The following is a 20,184-nucleotide window of genomic DNA, read 5'->3' as shown; positions in this document are numbered from 1 at the left end:
GACGGTTAACCCGACATTTACCCTGCCGCCCCATCCTGCGATCGACCGGAACGGCGCAGGATCCCGAAGATGCCTCCCGACCTGCTGCCCGTCGGCCTCGCGGCCGTGGGCTTCACCGCGACCTGCACGCTCTTCGCGTGGCGGCGCACCGCCTGGTTCGCCCCGGCCGTGCTGTGGAGCGGCTTCTGCCTCGCGGGCATCCTGGCGCTGTGGGTCGTCGTCGTCAGCGGCGTGCACCTGCCCGCGCTGGGCCTGTCGCCGATGCCCACGATCCGGCTGGGGGAGCAGTTCGCACCGACCGCCCTGTTCTTCTCGGTCCAGGCGCTGATCGGCCCCCTGTCGGTGCTGGGCTGGCGGCCCGCGGCCGGGCCGGCCGACGCCGAAAACGGCGTTGGCGGCGCCTCGATCCGCGCGGCGCAGGCTCTGCGCGAGGCGCTGGGGCGGGCGCGGGCCAGCGGGGCGGCGCGGCTCTACGCGCTGGTCGCGGCGACCGTCTGCGCCCTGCACCTGGCGATGATCGACCGCGACGCCTTCTATCTCAACAGCGAGTATCTCTCGCTCGCCGATCCCACGCGCAACGGCGTCGGCGCGGGCGTGGGCGCCTTCGTGAACAACGTGCTGCGGCCGCTGGCCCTGCCCGCCTTCCTGCTGCTCGCGATCCGCGACCGGCCCGAGGGCGCGGCCCGGCGCGGCCCCGACCTGCACGCGGCCCTGCTGCTGGGGATCTGCGCCTATGCCTTCGCCTTCAGCCTGGCGGTCTATTCGCGCTACCTGATGGTCTACGTGTTCGTCTTCTTCATGGGGCGCGTGTTCTCGCATCGCCGGGGAGGGACGGGCGCGATCGTCGCCTTCGCGCTCTACACCGCGCTGATCCTGGGCTGCTTCGTGGTGGCGCTGGCGGGCCGCGGGCACGCGACGCAGGGCCTCGCCTCGGTGCTGCCGGTGATCGAGGCGCTGGACGTCGGCCACCTGGGCTGGCTGGCGGCGAAGCTGGGCGCGACCTCCTTCGACGCGGGCATGAGCTTCGCCAACGCCCTGCGCCACGCGCCGGTCTACGACCCAGGCTACCAGGCGCTCAGCTTCAGCCCGCTCCCCTCCTTCCTCGACGGGTTCGACGCGGGCGAGATGGAGCAGCGGATCAACATCTACGTGCCGTTCTCGGCCTTCGGCGAGGCGGTGCACTTCCATCCGCTCGCCCCGCCGCTGCTGTTCGCGGCCTGCCTCGCGGCGACGCGGCAACTGACGCTGGGGTTCTTCCGGGACGGCGACGCGCTGAGCGCGGCGCTGTTCCCCCTCTACCTCGTGTGCCTGCTGAAGCTGCAGACCTACCCGATCCGCGCCTCGCTGCGGATCGTGGTCGCGATCGCGGTGATCTCCTGGCTGAGCGTGAGATGGCGAAGACGGGCGGCGGAGAGAGGGATGCAGGCCGTCCCGGCATGAGCCTCCGGCGCCGGAGGTCTCTGGCGCCAGGCGACGCCGCAGGCGTCGGGACTGGGCCGAAGGATGGGGGCCGTGAGGCTCTGCGTGGGTCGCCTGCAGTCTGGACGTCCGCGCCCACCCGTCCACCGCCTTGCCTGCCGGCATCGGAGCGATCGAGGCGGAATGCTCCCTGCCGTCGACTCAACCGACGATGCGTTCACCGACGCAACGCGCCCCGGGCCGCCAGCGCCGTCGCCAGGCCCAGCGCGGCGGAGGCCGCGCAGACCGTCCAGGCGGCGCCGTGGACGCCCCAGGCCGGCGCGCCCAGCGCGATCGCCGCCGCCTGCGCCGCGGCCAGCGCCAGGCCGACCCGACCCAGCGCGCGCATCCAAGGGCCCGAAATCGCCACCACCATCAGCTGCGCCGACAGGGCCGCCGCCGTCTCGGCCAGGGCCAGCGGCGCGGCGAGGCGGCCGGCCGCCTCGAAGCCCACGCCGAAAAGGCCTGCCAGGGTCTCAGGGAACCACGCCACCGCCGCAACTGCGGGAACCGCCCAGGCGCCGACCGCGACGAGGCCTCCGCCCAGCGTCCGGCGCAGCATCCGCCGGTCGCGGGCGTGGAAGGCGCGGCTCGCCCAGGGTTGCAGCACCTGCGCCAGCAGCAGCGGCGGCGCGCTGACCAGGAAGGCCAGGCGCTGGGCGGCGGCGTAGAGGCCCGCCGCCTCGAACCCCAGGATCGGCGCAATCAGCAGCATGTCGGCCCGCGCCAGCAGCATCCGCGGCGCGAGAGAGGGCAGAAGCGCCCGCGCCTCGGCCCGCCATACCGCCGCCTCGTCGAGGGGCGCCTCCTGGACGGAGGCGGCGTCGGCGCGAGCGGTCCGGATCGACGCTCCGGCCTGCGTGCGCCGCGCCAGCGCCAGCGCGCCCCCGCCCGCGACGAGGCCCGCCGCGGCGAATACCAATACGGCGGCCGTGGCCCCACCGAGCCCCCCGGCGGGGATCGCCGCCAGCGCGGCCGCGAGCGTGGCGGCGGGGGCGGCGAGATCCTCGAGCGCGAGGCCAGCCGCGGGGCGGAACAAGGCCGAGAGCTGCTGGCGCCCCAGCCGCCGCAGCGCCGCCCCCGGCGCCACCAGCGCGGCGAGCGCCAGGCCCTCGGCAAGGCCCGCGGGCAGGACCTGCGGCGCGCGGGCCTCGGCCAGCGCCGCCGCTCCCGCCGCCAGCGCCAGGCCCAGCGCCGCCAGCGCCCCGCCCCGCCAGGCGGCCCGCGCCGACAGGGCCATCAGGCGACGCAGGCGCTCGGGGCGGGGGGCCAGCGCCTCGGTCCGGCGCACGGCGAGCCCGGGCCAGCCCCCGGCGCCGAGCTGCCCCGCCAGCGTGCCGGCCCCCAGCGCGAAGGCGACCTGGCCGAATCCCGCGGGCCCCAGCTGCATCCCCAGCGCCAGCGCCATGGCGAACTGCGCCGCCCGCGCCGCCGCGACCGCCACGGCCGCGCCCCCCAGCGCGCGCAGGAACCGGCCGCGACGCAGCGTCGCCAGGACGCCGCCGGCGCGAAAGGGCGCGGCGTGCGGCAGGGGTCGGGTCATCTGCGGATCTCGCCTCGCGCCTCGCCGCCGGGGAACCGGGCCCGGCGAAACGCAATCTTAACGAGACTGGTAAACATATCGTTCCCGCACACCGCAGTCCGCCGCGCCCGCCGCGGCCCTGACCGGGAGGCGCCCGATGCGCTCGTCCCCCGTCGTCGACCTCGCGCCGCCTCCGCCGGGCGGCGACCCGCCCGCGCGCGGCGCCGACCCGCCGGAGCATCCGGCCGCACCGCGCGCCCTGCCCCGCCTGCGGCGGCGGCTGCGAAACCGGCTGGCGGAGCTCGACGGGCTCTACCTGCCGCTCGCCCGCCTGGCGCGACCCGACCATGCGGTGGGCCCGGCGACGGAGCTGGTGGTGGAGGGGTTTCCCCGCTCCGCCAACTCCTGGATCGAGGGCTGCGTGCGGGAGGCGTGGCCGGGCCTGCGCGTCGCCCAGCACCTCCACGCGGCCGCGTCGCTGCGCGCGGCCGCGCGGCGCGGCCTGCCGGCGATGCTGCTGCTGCGCGCGCCCGAGGCCGCGGTCGCCTCGCTGCTGCTGCGCGAGCCGGCGATCTACGACCCTGCGCTCGGCTTCGAGGAATATGTGCGCTTCCACGCGGGCCTGGCCGGCGCCGTCGACCGCCTGCTGGTGGTCCCGTTCGAAGCCGCGACCGGCCCGTTCCCGGCGGTGGCCCGGGCGCTGGTCGCGCGGTTCGCACTGGACTGGCCGGTCCCCGACTGGTCGCCCGCGCGCGAGGCCGGAGCCTGGGCGCAGGTCGACCGGCTGACGCGCGACCGGGTGGGGCGGGCGCATGTCAGCTACTCGCCCGCGCAGGCCGAGGCCGAGCGCGCCCGGCGCGGCGCCCGCGCGGCCGCCGCGGCCGAGGTCGTGGCGCGCGCCGCCGCCGCCGACCCGCGCGTCGCCCGCCTGCAGGTCCGCGCCCGCGCCTGGCACGACGTCCTGCGCGCCCGCGCCCCCGCCGGGCTGTCCGCCCCGCCCCCCCTTCCCGGTCCCTCCGCGCCCCCTCCCGAAGGAGCCGCTCGATGACGCAGACCCTCGATCCCTCCGTTTCGCCCCCGGCGCGGGAGGCGCCGCAGGCCGCGGATCCGCCGATGCAACGCCTGCGGGCGCGCCTGCATCCCGAGAGCGGGGCGGGCGGCTTCTCGGCCATCGACGGCACGGTGATCTTCTACGTGCGCGTGGCCGCGCTGCTGGAGCCGCAGGCCGTGACGCTCGACCTGGGCGCCGGGCGGGGACGGGCGCACCAGGACGATCCCGTCTCGTTCCGGCGCACGCTGATGGACCTGCGCGGGCGCTGCGCGCGGGTGATCGGGGCGGACCCGGACCCGGCGGTGCTGGCCAACCCGTCGCTCGACGACGCGCTGGTGATGACCTCGCCGAACGCGGTGCCCCTGCCCGACGCCTCGGTGGACCTGCTGCTGGCCGATCACGTGCTGGAGCATGTCGAGCATCCGCACGCCTTCGCGCGCGAGTGCCGGCGGTTGCTGCGCCCCGGCGGCTGGCTGTGCGCGCGCACGCCCAACCGGCTGGGCCTGGTCTCGCTCGCCTCGCGCGCGATCCCCGGACGGCTGCATGCCGCCGTCCTCTCCCGCGCGCAGCCCCACCGGCGGTCTGAGGACGTGTTCCCCGCCTTCTACCGCCTCAACACCCGCGCCGACCTGCTGCGCGCCTTCCCGGGGGAGGCGTGGAGCCACCATGTCCACGGCTGGAACTCCGAGCCCGCCTACGCCGGCCGCTCGGCGCTGGCCTGGCGGGCGATGCGCGCCCTGCAGGCGACGCTGCCCGCGGCGATGGACGCGAGCCTGCACGTGTTCCTGCGGCAGCTTTAGGGAGCGTGCCACGGCTCCAGCAGTCTAGCGGCGGAACGGTCCCGGCGCGGAGAAGCGGAGAAGCGGAGAAGCGGAGAAGCGGAGAAGCGGAGAAGCGGAGAAGCGGAGAAGCGGAGAAGCGGAGAAGCGGAGAAGCGGAGAAGCGGAGAAGCGGAGAAGCGGAGATTCCCGAGCCTCTGCGCGCAGGTCAACCGCAGCCACGCGCCTGACCGGCGCGCGCTGCCGGCCGCCGCGACGCGGTTCGCCGCAAGCGATCGCGCGCGCGACGCCGCCCGCCCTCGCCGACCGGGCGCCCCCTCGACGTTCGCGCCAAGGGGGGGCCGGGCGGGTCGGTCGCGGCCGCGCAGCGGACGCGCCGGGCCGCGCGGCCCCGCGTCTTGAGCCTTGAGCCCTGAGCCCTGAGCCTGTCCTATTCCCGAACCGGGATCAGCCGATCTCCAGCCGCTCCTCGACGATGCCGTAGCCGTCCTCGGGGTCGAGGCGGATCATCCTCGGCGTCGTGCTCATGTCCACGATCGGGTGCACGGTGCGCGCGGCGCGGGCGGCGGCGGCGGTCGCGGCGGCCTCGAAATCGGGCGCCTCGCCCAGCAGGCGCAGGTTCATGCGGGTGGGGAAGACGATGGCGCGCTTGCGGGCCTCGTAGAGGCGCAGCGCCTCGGCCGGGGCGATCCACTCGGTCTCCACCGTCTCGCGCCCGTCATGGATCGCGTCCTGGTCGAGCGGCGCGCGCGCGATGAAGAACCAGGTGTCGAAGCGCTTGGGCACATGCGCCGGCGTCACCCAGCGGGCGAAGCGGGTCAGCTGGCGCAGGTCGGGGGTCACGCCCCGCTCGCGCACGTAGTCGAGGAAGCGGATCTCGCCATGCTCTACCGCCAGCCGCTCCTCGGTGGAGCCGGCGACGGCGTCCTGGGCGAGCAGCATGCCCGTCTCCTCGAAGGTCTCGCGGATGGCCGCGATTCGGGGGCCGCGCTCGACCTCGGGCACCGCGTCCCAGCCGGCGGCGATCTCGGCCCACTCCGGCGCCGCGTCGTCCTCGGTCTGCTTGCCGCCGGGGAACACCATCGCCCCGGAGAAGAAGTCGATCTGGTAGTTCCGGCGCACCATCAGCACTTCCAGCGCGGGGGTCTCCCGCAGCAGCATGATGGTGGCCGCGGCCCGCACGGGAACCTGCTCGCTCATTCTCGTCTCCCCATCGGGCGCTTGCGCTGCGCCCGCTTCGTTCGTCGTTTCGCTTGCGGCATGATAAGCCATCCTTCGGGTCCTGTCCCGCCCCTCCGACCGCGGCCGAATCGTTCCTCGCGATTGCGCCGGGATCGTCTCTGGGCGAAACAGGGCCCCGCCGCGCCGACCGTGCGGCCAGTAGTTAGACGAAAGCCTCTAGGGGAGGAATCGAATGCGCGCCGTGCTCTGCAAGGAATGGGGACCGCCCGAATCCCTGGTGATCGAGGACATCCCCGTGCCCGAGCCCGGCAAGGGCCAGGTGCGGGTGGCGATCCACGCCAGCTCGGTCAACTTTCCCGACGTTCTGATCATCCAGAACAAGTACCAGTTCAAACCCGAGCTGCCGTTCTCGCCCGGCTCCGACCTCGCCGGCGTGGTGACCGCGGTGGGCGAGGGCGTGACCCGCTTCAAGGTGGGCGACAAGGTGATGGGCATGACCCCCTGGGGCGCCTTCGCCGAGGAGGCCATCGCCGAGGAGACCCGCCTCGATCCCCTGCCCGAGGGCGTGGACTTCGCCGTCGCCGCGGGCTTCCCGATGGTCTACGGCACCTCGTATCACGCGCTGCTCGACCGGGGCGAGCTGAAGGCCGGCCAGACCGTGCTGGTGCTGGGCGCCGCCGGCGGCGTGGGCCTGGCGGCGGTCGAGATCGCCAAGGCCGTCGGCGCCAAGGTGATCGCCGCGGCCTCCTCGGCCGAGAAGCTCGCGATCTGCAAGGAGCACGGCGCCGACGAGGTGATCAACTACGTCGAGGAGGACCTGCGCGAGGCGCTCAAGCGCGTCTGCCCCAACGGACCCGACGTGATCTACGACCCCGTCGGCGGCGACCTGGCGGAGCCCGCGTTCCGCTCGATCGGCTGGCGCGGCAAGTTCCTGGTGGTCGGCTTCGCCGGCGGCTCGATCCCCAAGATCCCGCTGAACCTGCCGCTGTTGAAGAACGCCTCGATCGTCGGCGTGTTCTGGGGCGCCTTCGTGAAGACCGAGTACCAGCAGTACCTCAAGGACATGGAGGTGCTGTTCAACTGGCTGCGCGAGGGCAAGCTGCGCCCGCGCGTGTCGGACCGCTACTCGCTCGAGGATGCGCCCAAGGCGATCCAGCGCCTGGCCGACCGCAAGGCCGCCGGCAAGCTGATCGTCGAGCCGCAGAAGGGCTGAACGCCCCTGCCGGAACGCGAAAGGGGAGGGCCCGGGCCCTCCCCTTTTTCGTGCGCCCCGCTCGGCGATCCCTCAGGCGTAGAGCCAGATCAGCAGCGCGACGCCGAGGATCATGCGGTAGATCACGAAGGGCGTCAGGCTCCAGGTCCGCAGCATCCGCATCATCAGGCTCAGCGCCAGCAGGGCGGCGACGCAGGACAGGACCGCGGCGATGGCGGCCTCGGTCCCCAGGTTCACGTCGCCCTGGTCGAGCAGGTCCTTGGTGGTCAGCACGCCGGCCGCCAGGATCGTGGGCACCGACATCAGCATCGAGATCCGCGCCGCGTCCGGCCGCTTGAAGCCCAGCCCCCGCGCCGCGGTGATGGTGATGCCCGAGCGCGAGGTGCCCGGGATCAGCGCCACCGCCTGCGCCAGCCCCATGACGATCGCGTCGCGCCAGGACCAGCCCTCGGCCTCGCGGACCAGCGGGCCCCAGCGGTCGAAGACGTAGAGCACGACGCCGAAGACGATGGTGGCCCAGGCGATGACCTGCACGTCGCGGAAGATGTCGGTCATCCCCGCCATCGACAGGGCCAGGCCCGCGATCACCACCGGGATCGTTGCGACCACCAACCGCAGGGCCAGCCCGGCCTCGTAGGTCGAGACTTTCCCGGTCAGGACGTGGATCCCGCCCAGGATGGCGGCGGAGACGTCCTTCCAGAAGAAGATGCAGACCGCGACCAAAGTGCCCACGTGCACCGCGACGTCGATCGAGAGGCCCTGGTCCACCTCGCCCGAGAGGGCGGGGAACAGCGCCAGGTGACCGGAGGAGGAGATCGGCAGGAACTCGGTGATGCCCTGGATGAGGGCCAGAATCACGAGGTTCATCAAGGGCATGGGATTGTCCTGCGACGGGGACGGGAGAGGGGTTCAGCGTTAGACCTGCGGACGCCGGCTGGGAATGCGGCGAATTTGGGTAAGTTATGCTGACTCATTTTCCCTTGCCGATCGGATGGGCGACGCCGCGGGAGTCGACCGCCGGCCTGCGGTGACCCGAAATTACGTCAGTATTGCTGTCTTTTATTCTCGATAAGGATCGGTTAGGCACGTCCCCCAGACGCCGGACGCGAGTCCGGGGCCCCAGCCATGCTCGCCCGAGGGAGACCGCCAGGTGGCTCAGAAGATGCTCAAGTTCGTCGACGTGCCGCGCGGCATGCCCGAAAAGCGCGCTGCGGAAGCGCGCCGCGACGACTTCGGCGAGATCTATCGCGAATTCGCGGCCGCGAAGGCCGAGGAGCAGGCCAGCCGCTGCTCGCAGTGCGGCGTGCCTTACTGCCAGCAGCATTGCCCGCTGCACAACAACATCCCCGACTGGCTGAAGCTGGTGGCCGAGGACCGGCTGGAGGAGGCCTACCAGGTCTCCCAGGCGACCAACACCTTCCCCGAGATCTGCGGCCGCATCTGCCCCCAGGACCGCCTGTGCGAGGGCAACTGCGTCATCGAGCAGTCGGGCCACGGCACCGTCACCATCGGCGCGGTCGAGAAGTACATCACCGACACCGCGTGGGAGAAAGGCTGGGTCACCCCCGGCAAGCCCATGAAGGAGCGGCCTGAATCCGTCGGCATCATCGGCGCGGGTCCGGGCGGCCTCGCCGCCGCCGACGCGCTGCGCCGCCGGGGCTTTCAGGTCACGGTCTATGACCGTTACGACCGCGCGGGCGGCCTGCTGATCTACGGCATCCCCGGCTTCAAGCTGGAGAAGCACGTGGTCACCCGCCGCAACGGCCAGCTCGAGGCCGCGGGCGTCAAGTTCGTGCTGAACTGCAACGTCGGCGAGGACCGGACCTTCGAGGAGATCCGCGGCGCGCATGACGCGGTGCTGATCGCCACCGGCGTCTACAAGTCCCGCGACCTGGGCGGCCCGGGCGTGGGCCTGCCGGGGATCCAGAAGGCGCTCGACTACCTGACCGCCTCGAACCGTCACGGCTTCGGCGACAACGTGCCGGCCTACACCTCGGGCGAGCTGAACGCCTCGGGCAAGAACGTGGTGGTGATCGGCGGCGGCGACACCGCGATGGACTGCGTGCGCACCGCGATCCGCCAGGGCGCCAAGTCGGTGAAGTGCCTCTACCGCCGCGACCGGGCGAACATGCCCGGCTCCCAGCGCGAGGTGAACAACGCCGAGGAGGAGGGGGTCGAGTTCGTGTGGCTCGCCGCCCCCAAGGGCTTCGTGGGCGACGACAAGGTCACCGGCGTGCGGGTCGCGAAGATGCGCCTCGGCGCTCCCGACGTGACCGGCCGCCAGACGCCCGAGGAGATCGAGGGCGCCGACTACACCGAGCCGGCGGACCTGGTCATCAAGGCGCTGGGCTTCGACCCGGAGGCGCTGCCGACCCTGTGGGGCTGCGAGGATCTGCCGGTGACCCGCTGGGGCACCGTGAAGACCGACCACCGCACCCACGAGACCGCGCTCGAGGGCGTCTATGCTGTGGGCGACATCGTCCGCGGCGCCTCTCTGGTGGTCTGGGCGATCCGCGACGGGCGCGAGGCGGCCGAGGCGATCGCGGCGAAGCTCGACGCCAGGACCCAGGTCATCGCGGCCGAGTGAGCCGCGCCCCCGGCCCGGCCGGGACGACGCGACGAGAGGCCCCGGCGGGATCCCCCCGCCCGGGCCGGTCCGCCCCCCCGGAGGGCGACCCAGGGAGATCGAAGCGATGACGGTTCGGACCGGCGGATGCGCCTGCGGCGCGGTGCGCTACGAAGCGACGGGCGGCGGCCCGGCCTTCGGCGTCTGTCATTGCGAGACCTGCCGCAAGTGGGTCGGCGGCCCCTTCGTCGCCCTGCAGGTCGAGACGCTGACCGTCACGCAGGGCGAGGACCGGCTGAACGCCTGGCGCTCGTCCGAGTGGGGCGAGCGGGTGAGCTGCGCCGCCTGCGGCGGGACCCTGTTCTTCAAGGTGGTCCCGACGGGCGAGGCGAACGTCGCGCTCGGCACGCTGGACGACGCCGCGGGGCTGGAGCTGGGGATGGAGATCTTCGCCGACTCCAAGCCCGCCGCCTACGGCTTCCTCTCCGACGGCTCGAAGAAGCTGACCGGGGCGGAGTTCCTGAAGATGATCGGCGCCGCCTGAGGGCGCGCCGCAAGACCCCGGGCCGGCGCCCCGCGCGCCGCCCGACCTGATCCCCGGGCCGGCGCGCCGCGCCGCCCGATCGAGATGCCGGACCCGGGCGACGCCCGCGGCCGGCGGTTGGAGACGCTCTTGAGGAAAAGGAGCACGGACATGACGAAATTCGACGCGACCTGGGCGCAGGCCCACGAGGAACAGCGCAAGCGTCTGTCCGAGACCGGCATGTTCCGCGAGGAGTTCGAACATGCCTCCTGCGGCGTGGGCCTGGTGGTGGCCGTCGACGGCCAGCCCCGGCGCGAGGTCGTGGCCAACGGCATCGCCGCGCTGAAGGCGATCTGGCACCGCGGCGCGGTGGACGCCGACGGCAAGACCGGCGACGGCGCGGGCATCCACGTGCAGATCCCCAAGCCCTTCTTCGAAGAGCAGATCCGCCGCACCGGCCACGAGCCGAACGAGGAGCATGTCGCCGTCGGCATGGTGTTCCTGCCCCGCGCCGACTTCGGCGCGCAGGAGACCTGCCGCACCATCGTGGAGACGGAAGTCCTGCGCATGGGCCACTACATCTACGGCTGGCGCCATGTGCCCGTGAACATCCAGGTGCTGGGCGAGAAGGCCAACGCCACCCGCCCCGAGATCGAGCAGATCCTGATCTCGAACAACACCGGCGTGGACCAGGAGACGTTCGAGCGCGAGCTCTACGTCATCCGCCGCCGGATCGAGAAGGCGGTGGCCGCGGCGCAGGTCTCGGGTTTCTACATCTGTTCGCTGTCGTGCCGGTCGATCATCTACAAGGGCATGATGCTGGCCGAGCAGGTGGCGGAGTTCTATCCCGACCTGAAGGACGAGCGCTTCGAGTCCGCCTTCGCGATCTACCACCAGCGCTATTCCACCAACACCTTCCCCCAGTGGTGGCTGGCCCAGCCCTTCCGCATGCTCGCCCACAACGGCGAGATCAACACGCTGAAGGGCAACGTCAACTGGATGAAGTCCCACGAGATCCGCATGGCCTCGACCTACTTCGGGGACATGGCGGAGGACATCAAGCCGATCATCCCGTCGGGCTCCTCGGACTCGGCCGCGCTGGACGCGGTGTTCGAGGTGCTGGTGCATGCCGGCCGCTCGGCCCCCATGGCCAAGACCATGCTGGTGCCCGAGGCCTGGTCCAAGACCGCCTCGGCGATGCCGCAGACCTGGCGGGACATGTACGCCTATTCCAACTCCGTCATGGAGCCCTGGGACGGCCCCGCGGCGCTGGCGATGACCGACGGCCGCTGGGTCGTCGCCGGCGTCGACCGCAACGGCCTGCGCCCGTTGCGCTACGTGGTGACCGGCGACGGCCTGGTGATCGCGGGCTCGGAGGCCGGCATGGTCCCCGTCGACGAGATGGGCGTGCAGGAGAAGGGGGCGCTCGGCCCCGGGCAGATGCTGGCGGTCGACATGGCCACCGGCCGGCTGCTGCATGACTACGAGATCAAGGACGAGCTCGCGACCTCGCAGCCCTACGGCGACTGGGTGGGCACGATCACCGACCTCGACGCCCAGGTGGAGGGCGCGAAGGAGCCGCGCCTCTACCAGCGCGACGAGCTGCGCCGCCGCCAGATCGCGGCCGGCTACTCGATCGAGGAGCTGGAGGCGATCCTCCATCCCATGGCCGAGGAGGGCAAGGAGGCCATCGGCTCGATGGGCGACGACACGCCCTCGGCCGTGCTGTCGGAGAAGTACCGGCCGATGAGCCACTTCTTCCGCCAGAACTTCTCCCAGGTCACCAACCCGCCCATCGACTCGCTGCGCGAGCACCGGGTGATGTCGCTGCGCACGCGCTTCGGCAACCTCAAGAACGTGCTGGACCAGGATTCGAGCCAGACCGAGATCCTGACGCTGGAGAGCCCCTTCGTCTCCAACGGCCAGTTCAACGCCATGGTCGAGGCCTTCGGCAGCTCGGTTCGCACCATCGACTGCGTCTATCCCGTGGGCGAGGAGCAGGGGGCGCTGCGCGTCTACCTCGAGCGGATCCGCACCGAGGCGGAGGAGGCCGTGCGCGCCGGCATCGGTCACCTGATCCTGACCGACGAGGGCGTGGACGCCGACCACATCGCCGTGCCCATGATCCTCGCGACCTCGGCGGTGCATTCGTGGCTGACCAAGAAGGGCCTGCGCACCTTCTGCTCGCTCAACGTGCGCTCGGCCGAGTGCATCGACCCGCATTACTTCGCGGTGCTGATCGCCTGCGGCGCGACGACGGTGAACGCCTACCTCGCGCAGGAGTCGATCGCCGACCGGATCGAGCGCGGCCTGATCGACGGCACCGCCGAGGAGGCGGTGACCAAGTTCCGCGCCGCGATCGACGCGGGCCTGCTGAAGATCATGTCCAAGATGGGCATCTCGGTGATCTCCTCCTACCGCGGGGGCCTGAACTTCGAGGCCGTCGGCCTGTCGCGCGCCATGGTCGCCGACTACTTCCCCGGCATGACCTCGCGCATCTCGGGGATCGGCCTCGCCGGTCTCCAGCAGAAGACCGAGGCGATCCACGCCAAGGCCTTCGGGATGCCCGACACGGTGCTGCCCATCGGCGGCCTCTACAAGCTGCGCAAGTCCGGCGAGACCCATGCCTGGGGCGCGGCGGGGATGCACATGCTGCAGGCGGCCTGCGACTCGGGCTCCTACGAGATGTGGAAGAAGTTCTCGGCGGGCCAGGCGGCCCAGCCGCCGGTGCACCTGCGCGACCTGCTGGACTTCAAGCCCAAAGGCGCGCCCGTGCCCATCGAGGAAGTCGAGTCGATCACCTCGATCCGCAAGCGCTTCGTCACCCCCGGCATGTCGCTGGGCGCGCTGAGCCCCGAGGCGCACAAGACCCTCAACATCGCCATGAACCGGATCGGCGCGAAGTCCGACTCCGGCGAGGGCGGCGAGGACCCGGCGCATTTCGAGCCGATGCCCAACGGCGACAACGCCTCGGCCAAGATCAAGCAGGTGGCCTCCGGGCGCTTCGGCGTGACGGCGGAATACCTCAACCACTGCGAGGAGCTGGAGATCAAGGTCGCCCAGGGCGCGAAGCCCGGCGAGGGCGGGCAGCTGCCCGGCTTCAAGGTGACCGAGATGATCGCGAAGCTGCGGCACTCGACCCCCGGCGTGACCCTGATCTCGCCGCCGCCGCACCATGACATCTACTCGATCGAAGACCTCGCGCAGCTGATCTACGACCTCAAGCAGATCAACCCGCGGGCCAAGGTCTGCGTGAAGCTGGTGTCCTCCACCGGCGTCGGGACCATCGCGGCGGGCGTGGCCAAGGCCAAGGCCGACGTGATCCTGATCTCGGGCCACAACGGCGGCACCGGCGCCTCGCCGATGACCTCGATCAAGTACGCGGGCCTGCCGTGGGAGATGGGCCTGACCGAGGCCCACCAGGTGCTGGCGCTCAACAACCTGCGCGAGCGCATCACGCTTCGCACCGACGGCGGTCTGCGCACCGGCCGGGACATCGTGATCGCCGCGATGATGGGCGCGGAAGAATACGGCATCGGCACCGCGGCGCTGATCGCCATGGGCTGCATCATGGTCCGCCAGTGCCAGTCGAACACCTGCCCCGTGGGCGTCTGCACCCAGGACGCGCGGCTTCGGGCGAAGTTCACCGGCTCGGCCGAAAAGGTGGTGAACCTCATCACCTTCTACGCCCAGGAGGTGCGGGAGATCCTCGCCTCCATCGGCGCGCGGTCGCTGGACGAGGTGATCGGTCGGGCGGACCTGCTGAGCCAGGTCTCGCGCGGCGCCGCGCATCTCGACGACCTCGACCTCAACCCGCTGCTGATCAAGATCGACGAGGGCAAGGACGTCACCTACCTGCGCGACAAGCCGCGGGTGGAGGTGCCCGACACGCTCGACGCCCAGATCGTCGAGGACGCCCGTCCCTTCTTCCACAAGAAGGAGAAGATGGAGCTGAGCTACTCGGTCCAGAACACCCAGCGCAGCGTGGGGGCGCGCGTGTCGTCCCACATCGTGCAGACCTACGGGATGCGCGAGAACGGGCTGCAGGAAGGGCACCTGACCATCAAGCTCAACGGCTCGGCCGGCCAGTCGCTGGGCGCCTTCGCGGCGCCGGGCCTGAAGATCGAGGTCTGGGGCGACGCCAACGACTATGTCGGCAAGGGCCTGTCGGGCGGCGTGGTCGTCGTGCGGCCGACCCGGGGCAGCCCGCTGGACCCGGCGGCCAACACGATCATCGGCAACACCGTCCTCTACGGCGCCACCGACGGCAAGCTCTTCGCCAACGGCCGCGCGGGCGAGCGGTTCTGTGTGCGCAACTCGGGCGCCTCGGTGGTGGTCGAGGGCTGCGGGACCAACGGCTGCGAGTACATGACCGGCGGCGTCGCGGTGATCCTCGGCTCGGTCGGCGACAACTTCGGCGCCGGCATGACCGGGGGCATGGCCTACATCTACGACGTGGACGGCGACTTCCGGAAGCGCGCGAACCTCGAGACGCTGGTGGTCCAGCCGCTCGAGTCCGCGCACTGGGAGGGCGAGATGAAGGCCCTGATCCAGGAGCATGCGGCGCAGACGGGCAGCCCGCTCGCCGCCCGCCTGCTGCGCGACTGGGAGCTGGAGCGCGGCCGCTTCCTCCAGGTCTGCCCCAAGGAGATGGTGAGCCGCATCGCGCACCCGCTGTCGGACGCCGAGGCCAAGGCCACCGCCTGATCGCTGACCAACGACGAACAGGGCGCGCCCCGGAGACGGGGCGCGCCTTCTGCGTTCCGGGGGAACGGAGGCGCCCTGCGGGCGGGCTTGGGCCTGGGGCGAGCACAATCGCCTTCAGCCTGGGGCAGGTAAGGCGGCAGGCGTTGGGGGCGCTCCTGACTCACCAAAGAACAAAGCGCCCGCGCCTGTTCTCCGGAGCCGTCTCTCGCTTCTGATGCCTGAGCGACTCGCCCGCCGGGGTCAAGGACAAGCCCCGCTTGCGCGGGGTCGCTTCGCGATCCCTGACCCCGGCGGGCGAGTCGCTCTTAACGGCATCAGCGAGAGACGGCTCCGGAGAACAGGCGCTTCCCGGGGGGCCTGCCGCGGGCGGGGGGCGGGCGTTGTGCCTGGCGGCGGCGCGGCCTAGCTTGCGGGCGAGGAACGACGGGCAGGGAGCGGGATGGCCAAGGCCAGGAAGACCAGGCGGCGCGGGCTGCTGCGCCGGGCGGTGGAGCTGCTCCTGCTGATCGCGGCCGTGGTGGTGCTGTGGGTCGCGCTCTACCGCGTGCTGATCCCGCCGACCACGATCTACATCGAGCAGGAGCGCGCGCGGCTGGGCGAGATCGACCGCCGGCCGCTCGATTTCGACGCCCTGCCCGCCCGCGTGCGCCTGGCCTTTCCCGCGGCCGAGGACGCGCGCTTCTGCCAGCATTCCGGCTTCGACGTCGAGGCGATCCGCCAGGCGCTGGAGTCGAACGCCGACGGCGGCGGGCTGCGCGGCGGCTCGGGCATCAGCCAGCAGGTCGCCAAGAACGCCTTCCTCTGGCAGGGGCGCAGCTGGATCCGCAAGGGGCTGGAATCCGGCTTCACCGTGCTGGTCGAGGCGATGTGGCCGAAGCGGCGGATCCTGGAGGTCTACCTCTCGGTCGCCGAGATGGGCGAGGGGATCTTCGGGCTCGAGGCCGCCGCCCAGCGCCATTTCGGGGTGACCGCGGCGAAGCTCACCGCCCGCCAGGCCGCCCTGATCGCCGCCGCCCTGCCCGACCCCAAGGAGCGGGATCCCGCCCACCCCACCGGCTGGCTGTCGCGGCGCGCGGGCCAGATCGAGAGCGGGGCCGGGACGCTGGAGGCCGCGGGCGGGAGCTGCGTGCTGGACTGAGGGCGGCGGAGGGAGCGCGGCGGGACGACGACGGCGCGCGGCTAGACGGCGAGGCGCGCCGGCGCCTCGCGCTCCGGCCCGCCGAGCTCGGCCGCCGGGCGCGCGGCCGAGACCTTGCGCGCCAGGTCGCGGCCCAGGATCGCCTCGACCGCCGGGCGCAGGGACGGGTCGGCGCGGAAGGCGCGGCGCAGGGCCTTGCCGTCCCACTCCAGCAGGTCCGCGCCCGGCAGGGCGGTGATCGTGGCGGGCGCGGTCGCGCCGGTGACGAAGCTGACCTCGCCCACGAAGAACGGCCCTTCGACCTCGGTGGCGCGGCCGTCCTGCTCGACCCGCAGCACGCCCTCGACCAGGTACCACAGCTGCTCGGGCGCCCAGCCCTCCCGCGTCAGGCGCTGGGGCTGGGTCAGGGTGCGCCGCTCGGCCAGGCGCATCAGGGCGCGGAAGGCGGCGGGGGGGATCGGGCCGAAGGCGCGGCGCAGCGGCCGGTTGCGCGCGCGCACCGAAACGGCGGAGGCCGACCACGCCGCCCGCGCCAGCCCCAGGACCGCGCCCAGCGCCGCGAGGCCGAGGCCCAGCGTCGCGAGCTCGAGCGCGCGCCGGGGGTCCACGCGCCCCTCGAGCATCACCGCCGAGGCGACGCCGCAGGCCGCCGCCAGCAAGATCAGCAGGCGCAGGCGCAGCGGATCGCGCAGGATCAGCGCCAGGGCCGCCAGAGCCCCGGCGCCGGCCGCGAGCCCTTCGCCGATCATGATCTGGTCCATCGCGACTCCCCCCGGTGATCGCCGCTCAGTTCATCACAGGATGAACGGTTTTTCACCCCCCATTCAGGAACCTGAGGCCTCCTCGGCGCCCCGCGGCGCGCTCCGGGGCGCGGTTCGTCGGCGCACCTCCGGGGCGCGGTGCGGCGGCGCGCCCCCGGGCGGGCGGCTTGCATCGCCGCGGCGCGGACGGCAGGGTCGGCGGCGCGCGCAGGCGCCGCGCGCCCGCTCCTCCGGGCCGCCGTCCGCGCCCCTCGCCCCGCCGCCCCGACCGTCCGACCCGATCAGGAACCAAGCCGACCGCCATGCGCCGACTGCACCACATCCCCCTCTCCCCCTACTGCCGGAAGGTCCGCCTGGCGCTGGCCGAAAAGCGGCTGGAGGTCGACCTCGTGGAGCAGACGCCCTGGACCCGCAGCCTGGAGTTCCTGCGCCTGAACCCCGCCGGCTCGGTCCCCGTGTTCGAGGACGACGAGGCCCACGGCCGCGCCGTGATCTGCGACAGCGCGGTGATCTGCGAATACCTCGAGGAGACGCGCCCCGAGCGCCCCCTGCTGCCCGGCGACCCGCTGGCCCGCGCCGAGGCGCGCCGCCTGGTCGCCTGGTTCGACGACAAGATGATGCGCGAGGTCACCGCCAACCTGGTCGAGGAGCGGGTGATGAAGAAGGTCCGCGGCGGGGGCCACCCCGACAGCGGCCGCATCCGCGCCGGCTCGAAGAATCTGGCCACGCACCTGGAATACGTGGGCTGGCTGGCCGACCAGCGGAAATGGCTGGCGGGCGACGAGATCAGCCTGGCCGACTTCGCCGCCGCCGCGCACCTGAGCTGCCTGGACTACATCGGCTACGTGCAGTGGGACGCGGCGCCCTCGGCCAAGGAATGGTACCAGCGCATCAAGTCGCGCCCGGCCTTCCGCACCCTGCTGGCAGACCACCTCTCTGGCTTTCCGCCGCCGCCGCACTACGCCGACCTCGACTTCTGAGTCGGCCCGGCGCCGCCGGCCGGAGGCCGAGGGGCCGGCCGGGCGGGCGGGCCGCGACGGGGAGCCGACCGCGTCGGCCGCGGGGCGCCGTCCATGTCGGTTTTTCATGAAGCGCGGCGGAGATGACGTATTCGATGCGCATCAACTTACGCAGGGACAGGAAGATTGCCCGCGGGGCCCGAAAATGTTAATAGGTTAGGAATGAAACGACACGCTTTAGGCGTGCGTTCATATAGATTTACAGGATGCTCACCAAGATGAAGCCCCTGGGGTCCATCTTCGTCGTCGGCGCGATCCTGGTCTTCGCCGCGCCGGCGCAGGCGCTGGTCAGCTTCGCCGGCGGCATCGACGCGCGGATCGAGGCGACCTCGGTTCCCACGGGCGTGTCGATCGGCTACGGCGCCTCGAGCTATTCCGGCTATGCCGACGGGTTCGGCGCCTTCGACGCCGACTGGTCCGACGCCCACGTGATCGACGCGAGCGGCCTGACGATGACGCCCTCCGTCTCCGGCTCGACCGACGGGCTGGCCATCGTGCAGGCGGAGTCGCTCAACGACGGCGCGGTGACGCTGGAGAACCTGGGCGACGCGCTCTCGACCATCGACTTCCTGCTCAGCTACGACCTGGTCGCGACGGTGGAGACGCCGGAGCCCGGCGACATCGCCAAGGCCTACGCCAGCCTGATGATCGAGGCGCTGGAGCCCGCGCCCCGCCTGACGCGGAGCGTGGACGTCTTCGCCGGCGGCGACTACGGGCCGAAGGCGGCGCAGGCCACGGGGGCGTGGAGCTTCTCGATCGTGCTGAGCCCGGGCGAGCGCCTGAGCCTGTCGATCTACGCCGACGCGATGGGCTATCTCGAGAAGACGCAGGGCGTGGGCGCCAGCGTGCCCCTGCCCGGCGCGGCGCCGCTGGCGGCCGCGGGGATCGCGGCGCTGGGCGGGCTGGCCGCGTTGCGCCGCGCCCGACGGAAGGCCCCGCGCTGACGCGGGCGACGGATCGCGCCGGCGCCGAGGCGACGGCCGCGACCGACGACGTCGCGCCCTCCCAAAATTCCCCTACGTCACCCCCTGAAGGCGCCGCGCTGAAGGCCGCGCTCGAGGCCCGCGCGCGGGCCGAGGGCTTCGTGGGCTTCGGCGTCTGCCGCGCCGACGCGCTGGGCCCGGGCGGGGGCGAGACGGGCGAGCGTCTGCGCCGCTTCCTCGCCGCCGGCGCCCATGGCGACATGGGCTGGATGGAGGCCCGCGCCGCCTGGCGCGCCGACCCCAAGGCGCTGTGGCCCGAAGCCCGCTCGATCGTGATGCTGGCCGAGACCTACGCCCCGGCCGAGAACCCCCTGCACCTGCTGGAGATGCCCGAGCGCGCCTCGGTCTCGGTCTACGCCCGCGGGCCGGACTACCACGACAAGGTGAAGGCCAAGCTCAAGCGCCTGGCCCGCTGGGCGGCGGAGGAGACGGGCCAACCGGTGAAGGTCTTCGTCGACACCGCCCCGGTGATGGAGAAGCCGCTGGCCCAGGCCGCGGGGCTGGGCTGGCAGGGCAAGCACACCAACCTGCTGGGGCGGGAGATCGGCAACTGGGTCTTTCTCGGCGCGATCTTCCTCGCCGCGGACCTGCCCCCCGACGCGCCGGAGGTGGAGCACTGCGGCTCCTGCCGGCGCTGTCTCGACGTGTGCCCGACCAACGCCTTCCCCGCGCCCTTCCAGCTCGATGCGCGGCGCTGCATCTCCTACCTGACGATCGAGCTGAAGGGCCCGATCCCGCGGGAGATGCGCCCCCTGATCGGCAACCGCATCTACGGCTGCGACGACTGCCTGGCGGTCTGCCCGTGGAACAAGTTCGCCGTGGAGGCGGGCACGCTCTACCAGTCGCGGGTGGAGCTGAACAGGCCGCGCCTTGCGGATTTCGCAGCCCTCGACGACGCGGCCTTCCGCGAGGTGTTCCGCGCCTCGCCGATCAAGCGGATCGGCCGGGCGCGATTCCTGCGCAACGTGATGGTGGCGGTGGGCAACTCCGGCCTCGCCGAGCTGATCCCCGCGGCCGAGGCGCTGCTGGACGACCCCGAGCCCCTGGTGCGCGGCCACGCCGTCTGGGCCCTCTCGCGCCTCTCGCCCGAACGTCTGCGCGCGCGGGACGAGGGGCGTGCGCCCGACCCCGAGGACTGGGTCGAGGAGGAGTGGCGCGCGGCCCTGGGCTAGCGCGGCCGTCCATCGGCAGCCGCGCCGCGACGCGGCTGGCCCCTGCCGCGAGGGCGCGGGCCGTTCCGCCCGGCGTCGGGGCGCTGCCGGCCGTGCGCCGCGACGACGCC

15 protein-coding genes are annotated in these 20,184 nt (G+C 72.6%); 11 read left to right on the top strand and 4 right to left on the bottom strand.

Going from position 1 to position 20,184, the window contains the following annotated elements; genetic code table 11:
• Nucleotides 1-69 precede the first annotated feature (69 nt).
• Nucleotides 70-1,440 carry a hypothetical protein gene (locus tag P2H44_RS12970; RefSeq protein WP_275763996.1) on the top strand — a complete coding sequence of 457 codons (1,371 nt, stop codon included), beginning with the start codon at nucleotides 70-72 and terminating at the stop codon, nucleotides 1,438-1,440.
• Nucleotides 1,441-1,636: 196 nt separating this feature from the next.
• Here P2H44_RS12970 and P2H44_RS12965 read toward each other — a convergent pair whose 3' ends face one another.
• Complete coding sequence (locus P2H44_RS12965) at nucleotides 1,637-3,001, bottom strand: lipopolysaccharide biosynthesis protein (protein WP_275763995.1); 1,365 nt, start codon at nucleotides 2,999-3,001, stop codon at nucleotides 1,637-1,639.
• Between the two features lie 136 nt (nucleotides 3,002-3,137).
• On the opposite strand from P2H44_RS12965, the gene P2H44_RS12960 reads away from it, so the two are divergent.
• Entirely contained in the window at nucleotides 3,138-4,028 is an 891-nt protein-coding gene (locus P2H44_RS12960; protein WP_275763993.1) for a hypothetical protein, read from the top strand.
• A complete protein-coding gene (locus P2H44_RS12955; protein WP_275763992.1) occupies nucleotides 4,025-4,831 on the top strand; it encodes a class I SAM-dependent methyltransferase in 807 nt (268 codons plus the stop codon). Before P2H44_RS12960 ends, P2H44_RS12955 begins: the two co-directional genes overlap by 4 nt.
• A gap of 426 nt (nucleotides 4,832-5,257) precedes the next feature.
• Here P2H44_RS12955 and P2H44_RS12950 read toward each other — a convergent pair whose 3' ends face one another.
• Entirely contained in the window at nucleotides 5,258-6,010 is a 753-nt protein-coding gene (locus tag P2H44_RS12950; RefSeq protein WP_275763991.1) for an NUDIX hydrolase, read from the bottom strand.
• Nucleotides 6,011-6,224: 214 nt separating this feature from the next.
• Between P2H44_RS12950 and P2H44_RS12945 the strand changes: the two genes are divergently transcribed.
• Nucleotides 6,225-7,205, top strand: a complete 981-nt coding sequence (locus P2H44_RS12945) for an NADPH:quinone oxidoreductase family protein (protein ID WP_275763990.1) — start codon at nucleotides 6,225-6,227, stop codon at nucleotides 7,203-7,205.
• Between the two features lie 72 nt (nucleotides 7,206-7,277).
• Here P2H44_RS12945 and P2H44_RS12940 read toward each other — a convergent pair whose 3' ends face one another.
• Nucleotides 7,278-8,081, bottom strand: coding sequence for an undecaprenyl-diphosphate phosphatase (locus P2H44_RS12940; protein WP_275763988.1), 804 nt, complete (start codon nucleotides 8,079-8,081; stop codon nucleotides 7,278-7,280).
• A gap of 286 nt (nucleotides 8,082-8,367) precedes the next feature.
• On the opposite strand from P2H44_RS12940, the gene P2H44_RS12935 reads away from it, so the two are divergent.
• The 4 genes from P2H44_RS12935 to mtgA all read left to right on the top strand — a co-directional run bounded on the left by P2H44_RS12935 (nucleotide 8,368) and on the right by mtgA (nucleotide 16,139).
• Nucleotides 8,368-9,792, top strand: coding sequence for an NAD(P)-dependent oxidoreductase (locus P2H44_RS12935; RefSeq protein ID WP_275764585.1), 1,425 nt, complete (start codon nucleotides 8,368-8,370; stop codon nucleotides 9,790-9,792).
• Between the two features lie 106 nt (nucleotides 9,793-9,898).
• The gene (locus tag P2H44_RS12930; RefSeq protein ID WP_275763987.1) at nucleotides 9,899-10,315 is read left to right on the top strand and encodes a GFA family protein; all 417 of its coding nucleotides are present in this window, start codon (nucleotides 9,899-9,901) and stop codon (nucleotides 10,313-10,315) included.
• 150 nt (nucleotides 10,316-10,465) lie between these two features.
• The gene (gene gltB, locus P2H44_RS12925; RefSeq protein ID WP_275763986.1) at nucleotides 10,466-15,001 is read left to right on the top strand and encodes a glutamate synthase large subunit; all 4,536 of its coding nucleotides are present in this window, start codon (nucleotides 10,466-10,468) and stop codon (nucleotides 14,999-15,001) included.
• 439 nt (nucleotides 15,002-15,440) lie between these two features.
• Nucleotides 15,441-16,139: a monofunctional biosynthetic peptidoglycan transglycosylase gene (gene mtgA, locus P2H44_RS12920; protein WP_275763985.1), complete on the top strand. Its 699-nt coding sequence runs from the start codon at nucleotides 15,441-15,443 to the stop codon at nucleotides 16,137-16,139.
• Nucleotides 16,140-16,180: 41 nt separating this feature from the next.
• On the opposite strand, the gene P2H44_RS12915 is transcribed toward mtgA, so the two are convergent.
• A complete protein-coding gene (locus tag P2H44_RS12915) occupies nucleotides 16,181-16,900 on the bottom strand; it encodes a Crp/Fnr family transcriptional regulator (protein WP_275763983.1) in 720 nt (239 codons plus the stop codon).
• A 302-nt stretch (nucleotides 16,901-17,202) separates the two neighbouring features.
• Between P2H44_RS12915 and fzlA the strand changes: the two genes are divergently transcribed.
• The 3 genes from fzlA to queG all read left to right on the top strand — a co-directional run bounded on the left by fzlA (nucleotide 17,203) and on the right by queG (nucleotide 20,074).
• Entirely contained in the window at nucleotides 17,203-17,880 is a 678-nt protein-coding gene (gene fzlA, locus P2H44_RS12910) for an FtsZ-binding protein FzlA (RefSeq protein ID WP_275763982.1), read from the top strand.
• A gap of 257 nt (nucleotides 17,881-18,137) precedes the next feature.
• Nucleotides 18,138-18,863 carry a hypothetical protein gene (locus P2H44_RS12905; protein WP_275763981.1) on the top strand — a complete coding sequence of 242 codons (726 nt, stop codon included), beginning with the start codon at nucleotides 18,138-18,140 and terminating at the stop codon, nucleotides 18,861-18,863.
• 98 nt (nucleotides 18,864-18,961) lie between these two features.
• Complete coding sequence (queG, locus tag P2H44_RS12900; RefSeq protein WP_275764583.1) at nucleotides 18,962-20,074, top strand: tRNA epoxyqueuosine(34) reductase QueG; 1,113 nt, start codon at nucleotides 18,962-18,964, stop codon at nucleotides 20,072-20,074.
• The last annotated feature ends 110 nt before the right edge of the window (nucleotides 20,075-20,184 follow it).

The sequence above is a fragment of the Albimonas marina genome (assembly GCF_029223255.1).
Classification (GTDB): domain Bacteria; phylum Pseudomonadota; class Alphaproteobacteria; order Rhodobacterales; family Rhodobacteraceae; genus Albimonas.
This window is presented reverse-complemented; position numbering and strand designations above follow the sequence as displayed.